Source organism: Serratia sp. CY31944, assembly GCF_052169175.1.
GTDB classification, from domain to species: Bacteria; Pseudomonadota; Gammaproteobacteria; order Enterobacterales; family Enterobacteriaceae; genus Serratia; species Serratia sarumanii.
In genome coordinates this window covers 68220-83508 of sequence record NZ_JBJNLG010000001.1, presented here as the reverse complement: position 1 = coordinate 83508, position 15289 = coordinate 68220, and the positions used below count along the sequence as shown (strand labels likewise).

Below are 15289 nucleotides of genomic sequence, written 5' to 3'. Positions count from 1 at the left end.
AGCACGCGAATGATGTTGACTAAAAAGAACAGCGAAGCTCTGGAACACTTCAGCGAGAAGCTGGAAGTGGAAGGACGCAGCCTGTGGCAAGACGCGCGCCGGCGCTTTATGCACAACCGTGCGGCGGTCAGCAGCCTGTTCATTCTGGTGTTGATCACGCTGTTTGTGGTGCTGGCGCCGATGCTGTCGCAATTTGCCTACGACGATACCGATTGGGCGATGATGTCCGCCGCGCCAAGCGTGGAATCGGGGCACTATTTCGGCACCGACTCCTCCGGGCGCGATCTGCTGGTGCGGGTGGCGATCGGCGGGCGCATCTCGCTGATGGTCGGCGTGGCGGCGGCGCTGGTGGCGGTGATCGTCGGCACCCTGTACGGCGCGATGTCCGGCTATCTGGGCGGCAAGGTCGACTCGGTGATGATGCGCCTGCTGGAGATCCTTAACTCCTTCCCGTTCATGTTCTTCGTGATCCTGCTGGTGACCTTTTTCGGCCAGAACATCCTGCTTATCTTCGTGGCGATCGGCATGGTGTCGTGGCTGGATATGGCGCGTATCGTGCGCGGCCAAACCCTCGGTCTCAAGCGTAAGGAGTTCATCGAGGCGGCGCTGGTGTGCGGCGTCTCCACGCGCAATATCGTGCTGCGGCATATCGTGCCGAACGTGCTCGGCGTGGTGGTGGTGTATGCCTCGTTGCTGGTGCCGAGCATGATCCTGTTCGAATCCTTCCTCAGCTTCCTGGGGCTGGGCACGCAGGAGCCGCTCAGCAGCTGGGGCGCATTGCTCAGCGACGGCGCCAACTCAATGGAAGTTTCACCGTGGTTGCTGCTGTTCCCGGCGGGTTTCCTGGTTGTCACTCTGTTCTGTTTCAACTTTATCGGCGATGGCCTGCGTGACGCCCTCGACCCGAAAGATCGTTAAGGAGTGCAATCATGAGCACCATTGAACATCCTCAACTGCAAACCGGCGCCGGGGTCAAAACGTCGCCGCTGCTGGACGTGAAAGACCTGCGCGTCACGTTCTCCACCCCGGACGGCGACGTGACGGCGGTGAACGATCTGAACTTCGACCTGCGCGCCGGCGAAACGCTGGGCATCGTCGGTGAGTCCGGTTCCGGCAAATCGCAGACCGCGTTCGCCCTGATGGGGTTGCTGGCCAGCAATGGCCGCATCGGCGGCTCGGCCAAATTCAACGGCCGCGAAATCCTCAATCTGCCGGAAAATCAGCTCAACAAGCTGCGGGCGGAAGAGATCTCGATGATCTTCCAGGACCCGATGACCTCGCTCAACCCTTATATGCGCGTTGGCGAACAGCTGATGGAAGTGCTGATGCTGCATAAGAAAATGAGCAAAAGCGAAGCCTTCGAAGAGTCGGTACGCATGCTCGACGCGGTGAAAATGCCGGAAGCGCGCAAGCGCATGCGCATGTATCCGCACGAGTTTTCCGGCGGCATGCGCCAGCGCGTGATGATCGCCATGGCGCTGCTGTGCCGGCCGAAGCTGCTGATCGCCGACGAGCCGACCACCGCGCTGGACGTGACCGTCCAGGCGCAGATCATGACGCTGCTCAACGAGCTGAAGCGCGAATTCAACACCGCGATCATCATGATCACCCACGACCTGGGCGTGGTGGCCGGCATCTGCAACAAGGTGCTGGTGATGTACGCCGGCCGCACCATGGAATACGGCAGCGCGCGCGAGGTGTTCTACCAGCCGAGCCATCCGTACTCCATCGGCCTGTTGAATGCGGTGCCGCGCCTTGACGCCGAAGGCGAAGCGTTGCTGACCATTCCCGGCAACCCGCCGAACCTGCTGCGGCTGCCGAAAGGCTGCCCGTTCCAGCCGCGCTGCCCGTACGCCATGGAACAGTGTGCGAGCGCTCCGCCGTTGGAGCAATTTGGGGAAGGGCGCCTGCGCGCCTGCTTTAAACCGGTGGAGGCGATGGTATGACAGCGGTAACCGACAAGAAAGTGCTGCTCGAAGTGGCCGATTTGAAAGTGCACTTCGACATTCATGACGACAAACAGTGGTTCTGGCAGCCGCCGAAAACCCTGAAAGCGGTCGATGGCGTCACGCTGCGGCTGTTCGAGGGGGAAACCCTGGGCGTGGTCGGCGAGTCCGGCTGCGGCAAATCCACCTTCGCGCGCGCCATCATCGGCCTGGTGAAGGCCACCAGCGGGCGCGTCGCCTGGCTGGGCAAAGATCTGCTGGGCATGAGCGACGCCGACTGGCGCAAAACCCGCAGCGATATCCAGATGATTTTCCAGGATCCGCTGGCTTCGCTCAACCCGCGCATGACCATCGGCGAGATCATCGCCGAGCCGCTGCGCACCTACTACCCGAAAATGCCGCGTCAGGAAGTGAAGGACAAGGTCAAGGCGATGATGCTGAAGGTCGGCCTGCTGCCTAACCTGATCAACCGCTACCCGCACGAGTTTTCCGGCGGCCAGTGCCAGCGTATCGGCATCGCGCGCGCGCTGATCCTCGAGCCGAAGCTGGTGATCTGCGACGAGCCGGTCTCCGCGCTGGACGTGTCGATTCAGGCGCAGGTGGTGAACCTGCTGCAGCAGCTGCAGCGCGAGATGGGGCTGTCATTGATCTTTATCGCCCACGACTTGGCGGTGGTGAAGCACATTTCCGATCGCGTGCTGGTGATGTATCTGGGCCATGCGGTGGAGCTGGGCACCTATGACGAGGTGTACCACAATCCGCAGCACCCGTACACCAAAGCGCTGATGTCGGCAGTGCCGATCCCGGATCCGGACAAGGAGAAGGAAAAGCAGATCCAGTTGCTGGAAGGGGAGCTGCCTTCGCCGATCAACCCGCCGACCGGCTGCGTGTTCCGCACCCGTTGCCCGATCGCCGGGCCGGAGTGCGCCAAGACGCGCCCGCTGCTGGAGGGCAGTTTCCGCCATGCGGTGTCCTGCCTGAAGGTCGATCCGCTGTAATCCGCCGCTAGCCGGCAACAAAAAGCCCCGCTGAATGAGCGGGGCTTTTTTTATCCGACATGCTATCGGCGAATCACTCTTTCCACAGAATGTGGCACAGCTTGTGGTCTTTCTCGCGGCAGATTAGCACGCGGGCGAACACGTCGTTGATCGGCTCGCCGTCGCTGTCCGCCAGACCGATCACTACCTCGGCGAAGAAGTCCGGGTTCAGATCGTAATCCACGTGCTCGCTCCAGTCTTCGGAGGGGTCGTACAGTTCGGCGCCGCCGCGCTCTTCAAACTGCAGGTTGAACAGCAGAATATCCGCCGGATCCAGATTGTCGCCGGCCAATTCGAGGAAGATGTCGTAGGCCTGTTCCAGCGTTTCGTCTTCGGTAAGGCGGTTATTCAAATCCATAAAAAAATCCTGATAACAAATGATTTGGCGCTATTAAAGCACGCTCGTCGCGGCTTTTACAGCAGCGGGCTGAAAAAGTAGAACAGGCGCTCGACCAGGCGATGCCAGAATGGCCGCTTCAGCCACTCTTTGGCGTTCAGCAGCTTGGAACGGGCGATGTAATCTTCCTGCACGCAGGCCAAATCGCTGCCGAAGCCGTCATCATCGATCACCAGCGTGATCTCGAAATTCAGCCACAGGCTGCGCATATCCAGATTGACGGTGCCGACCAGGCTGAGTTGCCCGTCCACCAGCACGCTCTTGGTATGCAGCAGGCCGCCTTCGAACTGATAGATCCTGACGCCGGCCTCCAGCAGCTCGGAGAAGAACGCGCGGCTGGCCCAGCGCACCATCATCGAATCGTTGTCGCGCGGCACGATGATGCTGACCTCGACGCCGCGCAGGGCGGCGGTACAGATGGCGTGCAGCAGATCGTCGCTCGGCACGAAGTACGGCGTGGTCATGATCAGCTGCTCGCGGGCGGAATAGACCGCGGTCAGCAGCGCCTGGTGGATCATCTCCTCGGGGAAGCCGGGGCCGGAGGCGATCACCTGAATGGTGTGGCCGCTCTCCTGTTCGAACGGCATGATGTTGACGTCCGGCGGCGGCGGCAGAATGCGCTTGCCGGTTTCAATCTCCCAGTCACAGGCATAGACGATGCCCATGGTGGTGGCTACCGGGCCTTCCATGCGCGCCATCAGGTCGATCCACTGGCCGACGCCCGCATCCTGCTTGAAGTAGCGCGGGTCGACCATGTTCATGCTGCCGGTATAGGCGATGTAGTTGTCGATCAGCACCACTTTGCGGTGCTGACGCAGATCCATGCGGCGCAGGAACACGCGCAGCAGGTTGACCTTCAGCGCTTCCACCACTTCGATGCCGGCATTGCGCATCATCGCCGGGTAGGGGCTGCGGAAAAATTGCAGGCTGCCGGCGGAGTCGAGCATCAGGCGGCAGTGTACGCCGCGCCGCGCGGCGGCCATCAGCGATTCGGCCACCTGATCGACCAGGCCGCCGGGCTGCCAGATATAGAACACCATTTCGATGTTGTGGCGCGCCAGCTCGATGTCGCGGATCAGCGCTTTCAGCGTGTCGTCGGTGGTGGTGAGCAGCTGCAGCTGGTTGCCCTTGACGCCGTCGATGCCCTGGCGGCGGTTGCACAGCTGGAACAGCGGTTCGGCGACTTCGCTGTATTCGGTGGCAAAGATGCGGCGGCTCTCTTTCAGCTCCTTCAGCCAGCGCGCGGTCGACGGCCACATGGCCTTGGCGCGCTCGGCCCGGCGCTTGCCCAGATGCAGCTCGCCGAACGATAAATAGGCCACGATGCCGAACAGCGGCAGAATGTAGATAACCAGCAGCCAAGCCATGGCAGAGGGAACCGCACGGCGTTTCATCAAAATGCGCATCGTCACGCCGGCGATCAGCAGCCAGTAGCCGAACACCATGAGCCAACTGATTACGGTATAAAATGTTGTCATAAAGGCGAAAAATCCCGTTCGCAAACCACCAATGATGAGTGTACGCACAGATCGGGCAAGGCGAAACCTTTTATCGGCGCTTATGTTACATAAATATGATGAAGTTAAGGCACTTGCTGAAAATGAAAGGGTAGCTTTTGCCCGCACGGCGTCCGCTGTGCCGCCGATAACGGCGGCTTGGATCACGGGCGGAAAGGGCTATAATGCCCGCGGTTGGCATTAGACGAACGAGTGACGGAATTATGAGACGCAGTAGAAATGAAGTGGGCCGCTGGCGCATGTTGCGGCAGAGCCAACGCCGCCGGCATCGCTGGCTGGAGCGCCAGTCGTGCAGCAATCGCCATATCATCCGGGTGCGGCGCCGCCTGGACGATCAGCATCGGCGCGCGCTGCTGTTTGCGGTATCCTGCGAGTGGTAAAACGAAAACAGTCCCGTAAGGGACTGTTTTGTTATGGCGCCAGGCTTATTTGCCCAGATAGGCGTTGAGCATCCAGACCTGTTTTTCCTGCTCTTTGATGTAATCGCTCATCAGCGACGCGGTGCCTTCGTCGCCGGCGTCCGCCGCCACCGTCAGCAGTTCACGCTGCTGTTGCAGCAAGATTGAATACCCTTCCAACAGGCCGCGCAGCGTGCCCTTATCATCGGTCACGTTGGTGTGTTCCTTGATGTCGGCGGTTTTCAGATAGTCGCTGAAAGCGTGACGCGGCTGCGAGCCCAGCGTCAGAATACGTTCCGCCAGCTCGTCCACCTTGGTCAGCAGATCGTTATATGTCTCTTCGAACTTCGCGTGCAGTTCAAAGAACTGCGGGCCGGTAATGTTCCAATGATAGCCGCGCACGTTCATATACAGCACCTGATAGTTCGCCAACAGCGCGTTCAGCGCTTCGGCGAGTTTTGCCGATTGTTTACTGTCGAGGCCGATATGGGTTTTCGCTGCTTTCTTTGCCGTTGCCATAATAATCTTCTCCTGATTATCTGTTCCGATAGTAGACAGAATCAATTTCCATAGGGGATACAGTAACCGGATTTATCGCAGGGTTAAATACGATAACAGGCATTATTGCCATCGTTCAAACCGATGACGACAAATCCGTCGAGCAAATTGCCGAATTAGTTTACGCAGGTTCCGCCGGCGAAAAAAGCCGCTTTTATCGGTTACTTGCGCAGCGCCAGTTTTACCGCCCCGGCGCCCAGCGCCATTAACAGCGCGGCGGCGATCAGTACCGTAATAAACGCGCGATCAAAGGCCAGACGCGCCAGCTGCGTCAGCTGCTGCGCGCGATCGGCCGCCATCCCGGCCGCCAGGCGCAGGGCTTCGTCGATGCTGTCGTATGCCAGCGGGTTGACCGGCAGCTCCGCCGGCAGCGCCAGGCTATGGCTGTAAACCGCCGTCATCAACCCGCCGAGCAGCGTCACGCCCAGCACGCCGCCCAGCTCGTAGGAGACGTCCTCGATCGACGCCGCCATGCCGGATTTTTCCTCCGGCGCGTTCAGCATGATGGCGGTGGAAGCGGCGGTGATCACGCCACCGAGGCCAAAACCCACCAGCGCCAGGCTGACCAATTGCAATGCCATGCCGCTCTGGTATAACGCGGCAAGACCGGCGATGCCGAGAGTGGTCAGGACAAAACCGCCGAGGATGATGCTGCGTTCGCCGTAGCGCGGCAACAGCAGGCCGGCTACGGGCCCCGCCAGCGCCGAGGCCAGCGGGATCGGCAAAATAAACAGCGCCGCCTGCAGCGGGCTGAGGCCGAGCACCAGCTGCAATCGCTGGCTGAGCACCAGTTCGATGCCGATCAGCGCCACCATCGACAGCAGCGCCACGCCGATGCCGCCGGCGAACAGCCGGTTGCGGAACAGAGAGAAATCGATCATCGGGTGGGCGCTGCGCTGCTGACGACGCACGAACAGGGCCAGGAACAACACGCCGATCAGGGCTGCCACAAGCAAGGCACTCACATCAGGCGTCGGCTTGCTCAGCTCCTTCAGCGCATAGATAGCGCCGACCAGACCAATCATGATCTGCACCGAGCCGACGATGTCCGAAGGGCGCGGGTTATCGCCACCGCAGCGCGGGATCAGTTTCCACGCCAGCGGCCAGACCAGCAGCACGACCGGCACATTGATCAGGAACACCGAACCCCACCAGAAATACTCCAGCAGCAGGCCGCCGACCACCGGGCCGATGGCCGCGCCGCCGGAGGCCACCGAGGCCCAGATGCCGATCGCCAGCGCGCGTTCGCGTTCGTCGGTAAAGACGTGGCGCACGATGGACAGCGTGGCGGGCATCATCATCGCCGCGCCAACGGCGAGGAACACCCGGGCGGCGATCAGCCACTCGGCGGTGGGCGAGAACGCGGCGCACAGCGACGCGACGGCAAACACCGGCAGTCCGGCGAGAAACAGCCGTTTATGGCCGATGCGATCGCTCAGCATGCCGGCGCCGGGCAACAGGCCGGCCACCACCAGCGGGTAGGCGTTGACGATCCAGAGTTTTTGCGAAGCGCTGGCGTCCAGCGCCTGGGTTAAGCGCGGCAGGGCGGTATATAACACCGTCATATCGATGACGATCAGGAACAGGGCGCTGGCGACCATCGTCAGGATCAACCAGCGGTTCTTGGCGTACATAAGTCATAATCCAGTTAAAGTGGGCCGCGCGGAGGCGCCGCCATTCGGGTAACCCACCGGCGATGCCGGGTGGTATACTGGTGATAATATATATCCATACGTTCGTATTGAAAAGAAGGGTTTCTTAATGGGACGTCAACGCAGCATCGATCGCGACAAGGTTTTGGACACCGCCGAAGAGATCGTCGCCACCCAGGGCGCCGCCGGCTTGACCATCGACGCCGTCGCCAAAGCGATGGGGATCTCCAAGGGCGGGGTGCAGTATTGCTTTGGCAGCAAAGACGCCCTGATTGATGCCATGTTCGATCGCTGGGGCAGTGCCTACGAGACGCTGTTCACGGCGATCGCCGGCGACGAGCCTTCGCCGCAGACCGCTGTGCGGGCGCATATGCTGGCCACCCACAGTTCGGATCAGACCGCCAGCGCCAAGGCCGCCGGGCTGATGGCGACGCTGATTCAAACGCCGGAGCATCTGGTGAGCACGCGCGAATGGTATCGCAGCCGCATCGCCGGGCTCGATTTGACCACCGAAGAGGGCAAGCGCGCGCGCCTGGCGTTTCTCGCCACCGAAGGCGCCTTTATGCTGCGTTATTTTGGTTTGATGGATATCGACCAGGCGGAATGGGAAACGATGTTCACCGATATGCAGGCGTTGATTTTAACTGAGGATGCCTATCGCACTGATAGCTAGTAAAGCCCGCAGTGAAGGGCGTATGGTTATCGAACAAGATATTCCCTCGAAGAACTTTTAAGCCAGCCACTCCGTGCTGGCTTTTTTTTTGTTTGCAGGCAAGCGCCCAAGCGGTGCCCCCTGGAGGCAGGGGGCGGGGGGATTATTTACGGGCGTCCAACAGCGATTGGGCGTTCTCTGCGGTGACGACGGTCCACGGAATGTAATAATGCTTCTGCGTGCCGCCTTCCCATTTCAGATCCTTGGCGTACTGTTTCCAGATATCCGACTGCGGCTGATAGCTTTCACCTTTCACGGCGCGCAGCGCGACGTCGATGGACCCCTGCATCTGGCCTTTGGCATCTTGCAGGATAGAGACCATTTCACCGGCCTGCACCGCATGAATCGCGTCGGAAACGCCGTCAACGCCGGCAATCGCGAAGTCCTTCACATTCAGGCCGGCGCCTTTAATCGCCTCGATAGCGCCCAGCGCCATCTCGTCGTTTTGGCCAATCACGCCGTTGATTTTGCCCCGATGTTTCTGCAGCCAGTTTTCCATCAGCGGCTGCGCTTCCGCGCGTGACCAGTTGGCCGTTTTGCGTTCAAGCACGGTGACCTGGCCGGCGCCGCACTCGGCTATCGCTTTATCATTGCCCTTGCCGCGCTGGATCTCGCCGCTGCCGCCTTTCGGGCCTTCGATAATCACCACGTTCACCTTATGGTTCTTGCAGTCGAGTTTGTCCAGTACGGCTTTGGCTTCCAGATATCCCCCCAACTCGTCGTTAGACACCACTTCAGACGTCATCGCGTCCGTGTTCAGGCGCGCGTTGGTGACCACCACCGGGATTTTGGCCTCGTTGGCATTGGTGACGATATCGATATTGGCCTCAAAATCCATAGGGTTGACGATAATGGCATCGGCGCGTGTCTGGATAGCGGTGGCGGCCTGATCGTTTTGCACCGATGCATCATAACGCCCATCGTAGAAGGTCAGCACGGCTTCGCCGCTTTTCACCGCCGGGTGTTCCTTCCCGAACCTTTCCATCAATTGCACGAACTCGGCTTTGTTGCCGTACATCAATACCGCGATTTTCACCGGGGCGGCCTGGGCTGCCGACAGGCTGCCCAGCATCAGGGCAGAGGCAAACAACGCTATCTTGGTCTTATTCATGGTTTTCTCCTGGTAGAGTTGGGTCTGATGTTATTAATCGCGCTGTTGCTTACGCGAGGGGTCGAGCAATACGGCAAGGACGATCAATGCGCCTTTGATAATTTGTTGGTAATACGACTGCACGCCGAGCAGATCGAGGCCGTTATTCATCACCCCGATAATCAGCACGCCGAAGAAGGTGCCGACCAGCGTACCGACGCCGCCGGCCATGCTGGTGCCGCCGATCACCACCGCTGCGATGGCGTCCAACTCATACCCTGCGCCGGCATTGGTCTGCGCCGAACCGGTGCGCGCCGTGAGGATCAGGCCGGCGATGCCGGCCAGCGCGCCGCACAGCGTATACACCAGTATTTTGATGCGGGTCACGTTAATCCCCGAGGTGCGCGCGCTCTTCGGGTTGCCGCCGACGGCGTAGATGTAGCGCCCGAAGAGGGTTTTATTCAGCACGAGCCAGGCGAGGGCGAACAGCACGATGAAGATGATGACGGGCACCGGAACGCCGCCGACATAGCCATTGCCTAACCAGCGGAAATCGCTGTTCAATTGCGATACCGGATTGCCGTTGGTGGTCAGCATGGTTAAACCGCGCGCCGCGGAGAGCATGCCCATGGTGACGATAAACGGCTGCAGCCGATAACGGGCTAACACGGTGCCGTTCATCAGGCCGCAGACGATGCCGATGCCCAGCGCCACAATCAGCGGCGCCATGACGGCGGTCGCGGTGTCGCCGATAGCCAATCCGCTGTTGTTGGTGGCGAAGCGAGCGGCGACGATCCCGCTTAACGCCAGCACCGAGCCCACGGAGAGATCGACGCCTGCCGTGATAATGACGAAGGTCATGCCGATCGCCAGAATGCCGTTGATCGAGACCTGGCGCAGGACGATCAGGGTGTTTTCATTGCTGAGAAAATAGTTGCTGCTCCAGGCCCCCTGAGCGACCTGATATTCGCCAATCAGCGCCACGATCAGGCACAGGGCGAAAAAGGCGATGATAATGCCGTATTTGTGCATACGGCGCTTATTGCGGGTGAAAAATGAAATTCCTGGTGATAAGGAGTGGGCGCTGCTCATTTTTTTTCTCTCTCTGTTAAACCGCAAGTTTCATCAGTGCTGCCTGGGTCGCATCGGCTGCCGAAAGCTCGCCGGCCAACTGCCCGTCACGAAACACCAATATGCGATCGCTCATGCCGATAATTTCCGAAAGCTCGGAGGAAACCATAATGATCCCTTTGTTTTGCAAGGCGAACTCCGACATAAATCGATAGATCTCTTTCTTGGCCCCGACGTCGATACCGCGCGTCGGCTCGTCGAGCAGCAAAACCTCCGGATCCAGCAGCGCCCAACGGCCCAGCACGACTTTTTGCTGGTTGCCGCCGCTCAGGTTGCCCACCGGCTGTTCGCCGTCGTGGGTTTTAACGTTGAAGCGCTGGATCATGTCGCGGGTTCGCGCCTGCTCCCGTTTCTCGCTGACAAACCCCATCCGGCTGATGGCGGCAAAAGAGGCGATATTGATGTTTTCACTGACGGAACGGCACAGCACCAGGCCGGTTTCCTTGCGATCTTCCGTCACGTAGGCAATACCGCTGTCGATGGCCTCGCGCGGAGAGTGGCGGTTCAGCGTCTTGTCGCCCAGGCGAATCGTGCCGCTGTCGGCATGCTGAATGCCGAAGATAAGATCGAGAAATTCACTGCGGCCCGATCCCACCAGCCCATAGATGCCCAGGATCTCACCGTGCTTCAGCTGCAGGCTGATATCTTTTATCTTGCTGCGCCAACACAGGTTATTGACCGCCAGCAAGACCTGTTCGCCGGGCTGGTTGAATTTGGCGAACTCGCTGTCGTACTCGCCGCCAATAATGTGTTCGATCAGCTGTTCACGGGTAATGTCGGCGATATAGCCTTCATGGATATAGGCGCCGTCGCGGAAAATGGTGTAGCTGTCCGCGATTTGGAATATCTCTGACAAACGGTGAGAGACGTAAATAATGCCTTTACCTTTTGCCGCCAGTTGCTGAAGCGTCTGAAAGATTTTCTGCGCATCCTCTTCGCCAATCGCCGAGGTGGGTTCATCCATGATGATGATGTCGGCATTGGCATGCGACAGCGCCTTGGCGATCTCGACCAGCTGCTGTTCGGCGACGCTCAGGTTGCGCATTTTTTCTCGGGCGTCGATCTTGAAATCGAGTTCTTTGAGCAGGCTGGTCGTGCGTTGATTGAGCGTTGCGAAATCGACGAACCCCAGGCGTCTCGGCTCGCGGCCCAGCCAAATGTTTTCGGCCACCGTCAGATCCGGGATCGCGCTCAGCTCCTGCTGCACGATGGCGATGCCGGCATTGAGGGCTTCCCGCGGATGATGAAATTCACAGCGTTGGCCATTGATAAAAATGTCGCCGCCGTCGGGTTGAATAAAGCCCATCAGAATGCTGAGAAAGGTGGATTTACCCGCGCCGTTGCCGCCGCACAGGGCATGGATGGATCCGCGCCGCAGGCAAAACTCCGCATTCTTGAGCGCCACGACCGGGCCGAAGGCTTTCCTGACGCCGCTGACCTCCAGCAGGTAGGCGGGCGTTGGCGTATGGGGATCTCGCGTCACAGTTGCACCTCCGGGTAGGTCTGCTGCAAGCGTTGCAGGTAGCGTTGATAAAGCGTCTCGTATTGCGCCTGCCTGCCGGCGTTTGGCGGCGTGCGCGTGGCCTCATCCAGCGCAACGAAGCGTTGGCACAGTTCGGCCAGCAATGCGGCGGCGTTCCGGCGCGGATCGTCGGCCAACATCGTCGCCCACATCGCCTGAATGGCGCCGCCTAGCGCCGCGGTCTCTTTGGCTTTCAGACAGACCACCGGGCATCCCATTACGTCCGCGACGATTTGTCGCCAGGCGGCGCTGCGGGCGCCGCCGCCGGTGAGGCGGATTTCGCGCGCTTCGATGCCCTGACGGCGAAACAGCTCGATGCCATAGCGCAACCCATACGTGGCGCTTTCGACCACCGCCAGGCAGAGATTGGCGCGGGTAAAGTTGTCGCTATCGAGGTTATGCAGGCTGGCGCGCGCGTGGGGCAATGGCGGAACGCGTTCGCCATTGAAGAATGGCAGCATCTCGACACCGCCTGCGCCGGGCGAAGCCTGCGCCAGCAAAGCGTTAAAGCCGGTAAGATCTTGGTTCAGCAGCGTTTGTACCGCGGTGGTGGCCGAGGTGACATTCATGGTGCAAATCAATGGCAGCCACCCGTTGGTGCTGGAGCAGAAGCCGGCAATCATGTCCGATTCCGCCGTGACGGGGGCGGCGGACCAGGCGAACAGCGTGCCGGAGGTGCCCAGGCTCAGGGTGAGGGTGCCGGCCTTGATGTTGCCGGAACCGATGGCCGCCATCATGTTGTCGCCGCCGCCGGTCGAGACCCGCACTGCCGGGCCGAGGCCGAGTTTTTCCGCCGCGGCGGGGCGCACCGTGCCGATGCAGCACTCCGCGCTTTTGAGCGGCGGCAGGGCTTGCCACAGGCGGCCGCTGTCGTCGATGAGATCGACGGCGGTTTTGCTCCAGCGACGGGTGCGCACATCGAACAACCCGGTGCCGGAAGCGTCGCCATATTCCGCTACGCGCTCCCCGGTCAGCCAGAAGTTCAAGTAGTCATGGGGCAACAACACGGTATGCAGTTGTGCCCACAACGCCGGATGGTGCGTCTTGAACCAAAGGATTTTTGACGCGGTATAGCCGGTGGCGATCCTCAGGCCAAGCGTTTCCAGCGAGCCGTTGGCTCCGCCGAGCTGTTGCAGGAGCCGTTCGTTTTCCTCAGCGGTTTCGGTATCGCACCACAGCTTGACGCTGTGCAGCACGTTGCCGTCTGCGTCCAGCGGCACAAACCCATGTTGTTGGCCCGAGACCCCCAGAGCGTGAATCTCCCGTGCATCAACGCCGGCGTGAGTCACGGCTTGGCGAAAAGCGATGACTAGCGCCTCAATCCACCAGTCGGCCTCCTGTTCGCGCCGGCCATTGGCTTGGCTGATGAGGCGGTGAGGGGCATTGCCCTCACCGAGGATCACGCCCTGTGTGCTGTCGACAATCACGACTTTCGTGCCTTGCGTACCGCAGTCTATGCCAGCATAGAGCGCCATAGGATCACTCCATCTCCAGCATGATTTTGATGTCTGAGGCATGTCCCGCCGCCGCGCGCTCGAAGGCCGCCACGCTGTCGGAGAACTTGTAGGTTTGGCTTATCAACGGCTGGACGCGCAGCTTGCCGCTGCTCAACAGCCGCAGCGTGCGTGGGTACATGTTGGCGTAGCGGAAAATGGTCTTGAAGGTAATTTCCTTGGCCTGCGCGGCGACGATATCCAGCGGCGCGGCATCGATCGGCATGCCGACCAGCACGGCGGTCGCCCCGGGCGCCGCATGTTCGGCCAGCGTAGCGATAGCCGGTTTCGCGCCGCTGCATTCAAACACGACATCGGCGCCATTGCCGCTGGTGAGGGCGGCCACTTTCCCCGCCAGGTCGCCGGTTTTGATATTGACGGCGTGCAGCCCCTCGTAACTGGCCGCAACGGCGAGTTTTTCGTCGAACAGATCGCAAATAATGACGTCCGAGCAGCCGCCCGCCAGCGCCGCGAGGGCGGTGACCACGCCGATCGGCCCGGCGCCGATCACCAGCGCGATATCGCCGGGTTTGATCCCGGCTTTGGTGGCCGCTTGCATGCCGATGGCTAAGGGTTCCACCATGGCGCCTTCAGCGAAACTGACGTTGTCCGGCAATTTGAACGTGAAGGCGGCAGGGTGGATGACGGTTGCGCGCAGGCAACCGTGCACCGGCGGCGTCGCCCAGAAGCGAACGGCTGGGTCAAGGTTGTAAATACCGGCGCGCGTCTGCGCCGAGTTGAGATCGGGAATGCCGGGCTCCATGCAAACGCGATCGCCGATGCTGAGGTGAGTGACGTTTTTACCTGTCGCGAGCACCACGCCGGAGGCTTCATGGCCGAGCACCATCGGGGCGTTAACCACGAACGGGCCAATGCGGCCATGTTGGTAATAGTGCACATCACTGCCGCAGATGCCCACGGAATGAATTTTTATCTGCACATCATCAGGGCCCAGCGTTTCGGCAAGCTGGACGTCCTCGATAGCGATTTCCCCCGCTTTGGCCAACACTAATGCTTTCATATTGCCTCCTGGTGAATCATTTTTATGGTAACGGTATCATTTCAATGCGGCGATATTGGGCCAAAGCGAGGGGGTAAACTGTGATCGATGTTGGAATTACTCGACGAGAGTTAATTTTGCTGGTGGGTTGTTATTCAATATGGGGATAGCGATCACAAAATCGGCGATGCAATGACGGTTTTAATATCAGCGTGCTGATATCGATACCGTTACTTTGCAGGGGAAATGATGAACAAACAACAAAGCGCCATAGCCGCTACGCTGGAATATTTGCGCAAGGCGGACATTATTCTGACTGAAGAAGAACAGCAACGTATTGAAATTGCGACATTTGGCCTGGCCGACTATCCCGTGTCAGGGCTGCAACTGCTGACCTATGTCAACTCGCCTCGCTATTGTGCGAAAGAGTTGGTGCTGTTTCCAGAGCAGACTTGCCCGGAACATTTGCATCCTCCTTTCGCCGGCACGCCGGGCAAGCAAGAGACGTTTCGCTGCCGTTGGGGCGAGGTGTTTCTGTTTGTCGATGATGAAAACCTGACGCTTAATGACGCCGGCGGTGAACCGGTATGCCGGGTGCCAGAGGGCGCGGAGCCTTGGTATGCCTGCAATCGCTATATCCTCTTGCGGCCGGGCGAGCAATACACCATCGCGCCCAATACCCGGCACTGGTTTCAGGCTGGAAAGCGGGGGGCGGTGGTGTCCGAGTTCTCTTCCGAGAGCCGTGACGAGCTGGATATCTTTACCGATCCCCGGATTAACCGCCTGGCGGGCGTAAACCATTAGCGCCACGATGAAAGTTCTGTCATGATGTTGTT

General features: G+C 59.9%; 15 protein-coding genes. 6 read left to right on the top strand and 9 right to left on the bottom strand.

The features are described from left to right. The first annotated feature begins 9 nt into the window (after positions 1-9). The 3 genes from oppC to oppF are packed head-to-tail and all read left to right on the top strand — an operon-like array spanning position 10 to position 2944. A complete protein-coding gene (gene oppC / locus ACJ8IN_RS00350; RefSeq protein ID WP_033634783.1) occupies positions 10-918 on the top strand; it encodes an oligopeptide ABC transporter permease OppC in 909 nt (302 codons plus the stop codon). An 11-nt stretch (positions 919-929) separates the two neighbouring features. After that, positions 930-1946, top strand: a complete 1017-nt coding sequence (locus ACJ8IN_RS00345; RefSeq protein WP_308325776.1) for an ABC transporter ATP-binding protein — start codon at positions 930-932, stop codon at positions 1944-1946. Continuing rightward, on the top strand, positions 1943-2944 hold the full coding sequence (oppF, locus tag ACJ8IN_RS00340; protein WP_025303071.1) for a murein tripeptide/oligopeptide ABC transporter ATP binding protein OppF: 1002 nt from the start codon (positions 1943-1945) through the stop codon (positions 2942-2944). Before ACJ8IN_RS00345 ends, oppF begins: the two co-directional genes overlap by 4 nt. 73 nt (positions 2945-3017) lie before the next feature. On the opposite strand, the gene ACJ8IN_RS00335 is transcribed toward oppF, so the two are convergent. Together ACJ8IN_RS00335 and cls are read right to left on the bottom strand one after the other, a co-directional pair. Beyond that, positions 3018-3341, bottom strand: a complete 324-nt coding sequence (locus ACJ8IN_RS00335) for an HI1450 family dsDNA-mimic protein (protein WP_004932139.1) — start codon at positions 3339-3341, stop codon at positions 3018-3020. A 56-nt stretch (positions 3342-3397) separates the two neighbouring features. Continuing rightward, positions 3398-4858 carry a cardiolipin synthase gene (cls, locus tag ACJ8IN_RS00330; protein ID WP_033634781.1) on the bottom strand — a complete coding sequence of 487 codons (1461 nt, stop codon included), beginning with the start codon at positions 4856-4858 and terminating at the stop codon, positions 3398-3400. 242 nt (positions 4859-5100) lie between these two features. On the opposite strand from cls, the gene ACJ8IN_RS00325 reads away from it, so the two are divergent. Next, positions 5101-5277, top strand: a complete 177-nt coding sequence (locus tag ACJ8IN_RS00325) for a YciY family protein (RefSeq protein ID WP_025159792.1) — start codon at positions 5101-5103, stop codon at positions 5275-5277. Positions 5278-5322: 45 nt separating this feature from the next. Here the strand turns inward: ACJ8IN_RS00325 and ACJ8IN_RS00320 are convergent, their stop codons facing one another. Further along, the gene (locus tag ACJ8IN_RS00320) at positions 5323-5814 is read right to left on the bottom strand and encodes a Dps family protein (protein WP_004932132.1); all 492 of its coding nucleotides are present in this window, start codon (positions 5812-5814) and stop codon (positions 5323-5325) included. A gap of 200 nt (positions 5815-6014) precedes the next feature. After that, the gene (smfY, locus tag ACJ8IN_RS00315) at positions 6015-7487 is read right to left on the bottom strand and encodes a multidrug efflux MFS transporter SmfY (protein WP_033634780.1); all 1473 of its coding nucleotides are present in this window, start codon (positions 7485-7487) and stop codon (positions 6015-6017) included. Between the two features lie 127 nt (positions 7488-7614). On the opposite strand from smfY, the gene ACJ8IN_RS00310 reads away from it, so the two are divergent. Further along, positions 7615-8178 carry a TetR/AcrR family transcriptional regulator gene (locus tag ACJ8IN_RS00310; RefSeq protein ID WP_308325775.1) on the top strand — a complete coding sequence of 188 codons (564 nt, stop codon included), beginning with the start codon at positions 7615-7617 and terminating at the stop codon, positions 8176-8178. Positions 8179-8320: 142 nt separating this feature from the next. On the opposite strand, the gene ACJ8IN_RS00305 is transcribed toward ACJ8IN_RS00310, so the two are convergent. The 5 genes from ACJ8IN_RS00305 to ACJ8IN_RS00285 form a co-directional block, all read right to left on the bottom strand. Beyond that, positions 8321-9328 carry a substrate-binding domain-containing protein gene (locus tag ACJ8IN_RS00305; RefSeq protein WP_033634778.1) on the bottom strand — a complete coding sequence of 336 codons (1008 nt, stop codon included), beginning with the start codon at positions 9326-9328 and terminating at the stop codon, positions 8321-8323. Positions 9329-9361: 33 nt separating this feature from the next. Next, positions 9362-10339 carry an ABC transporter permease gene (locus ACJ8IN_RS00300; RefSeq protein ID WP_369783701.1) on the bottom strand — a complete coding sequence of 326 codons (978 nt, stop codon included), beginning with the start codon at positions 10337-10339 and terminating at the stop codon, positions 9362-9364. Between the two features lie 76 nt (positions 10340-10415). After that, positions 10416-11921 carry a sugar ABC transporter ATP-binding protein gene (locus ACJ8IN_RS00295; protein WP_094859895.1) on the bottom strand — a complete coding sequence of 502 codons (1506 nt, stop codon included), beginning with the start codon at positions 11919-11921 and terminating at the stop codon, positions 10416-10418. Continuing rightward, positions 11918-13435, bottom strand: a complete 1518-nt coding sequence (gene xylB, locus ACJ8IN_RS00290) for a xylulokinase (RefSeq protein ID WP_308325774.1) — start codon at positions 13433-13435, stop codon at positions 11918-11920. Before xylB ends, ACJ8IN_RS00295 begins: the two co-directional genes overlap by 4 nt. Positions 13436-13439: 4 nt before the next feature. Beyond that, on the bottom strand, positions 13440-14474 hold the full coding sequence (locus ACJ8IN_RS00285) for an NAD(P)-dependent alcohol dehydrogenase (RefSeq protein WP_060421048.1): 1035 nt from the start codon (positions 14472-14474) through the stop codon (positions 13440-13442). Between the two features lie 228 nt (positions 14475-14702). Here ACJ8IN_RS00285 and ACJ8IN_RS00280 point away from each other — a divergent pair, with 228 nt between their 5' ends. Then, the gene (locus ACJ8IN_RS00280) at positions 14703-15257 is read left to right on the top strand and encodes a D-lyxose/D-mannose family sugar isomerase (protein ID WP_060421182.1); all 555 of its coding nucleotides are present in this window, start codon (positions 14703-14705) and stop codon (positions 15255-15257) included. Positions 15258-15289 lie beyond the last annotated feature (32 nt).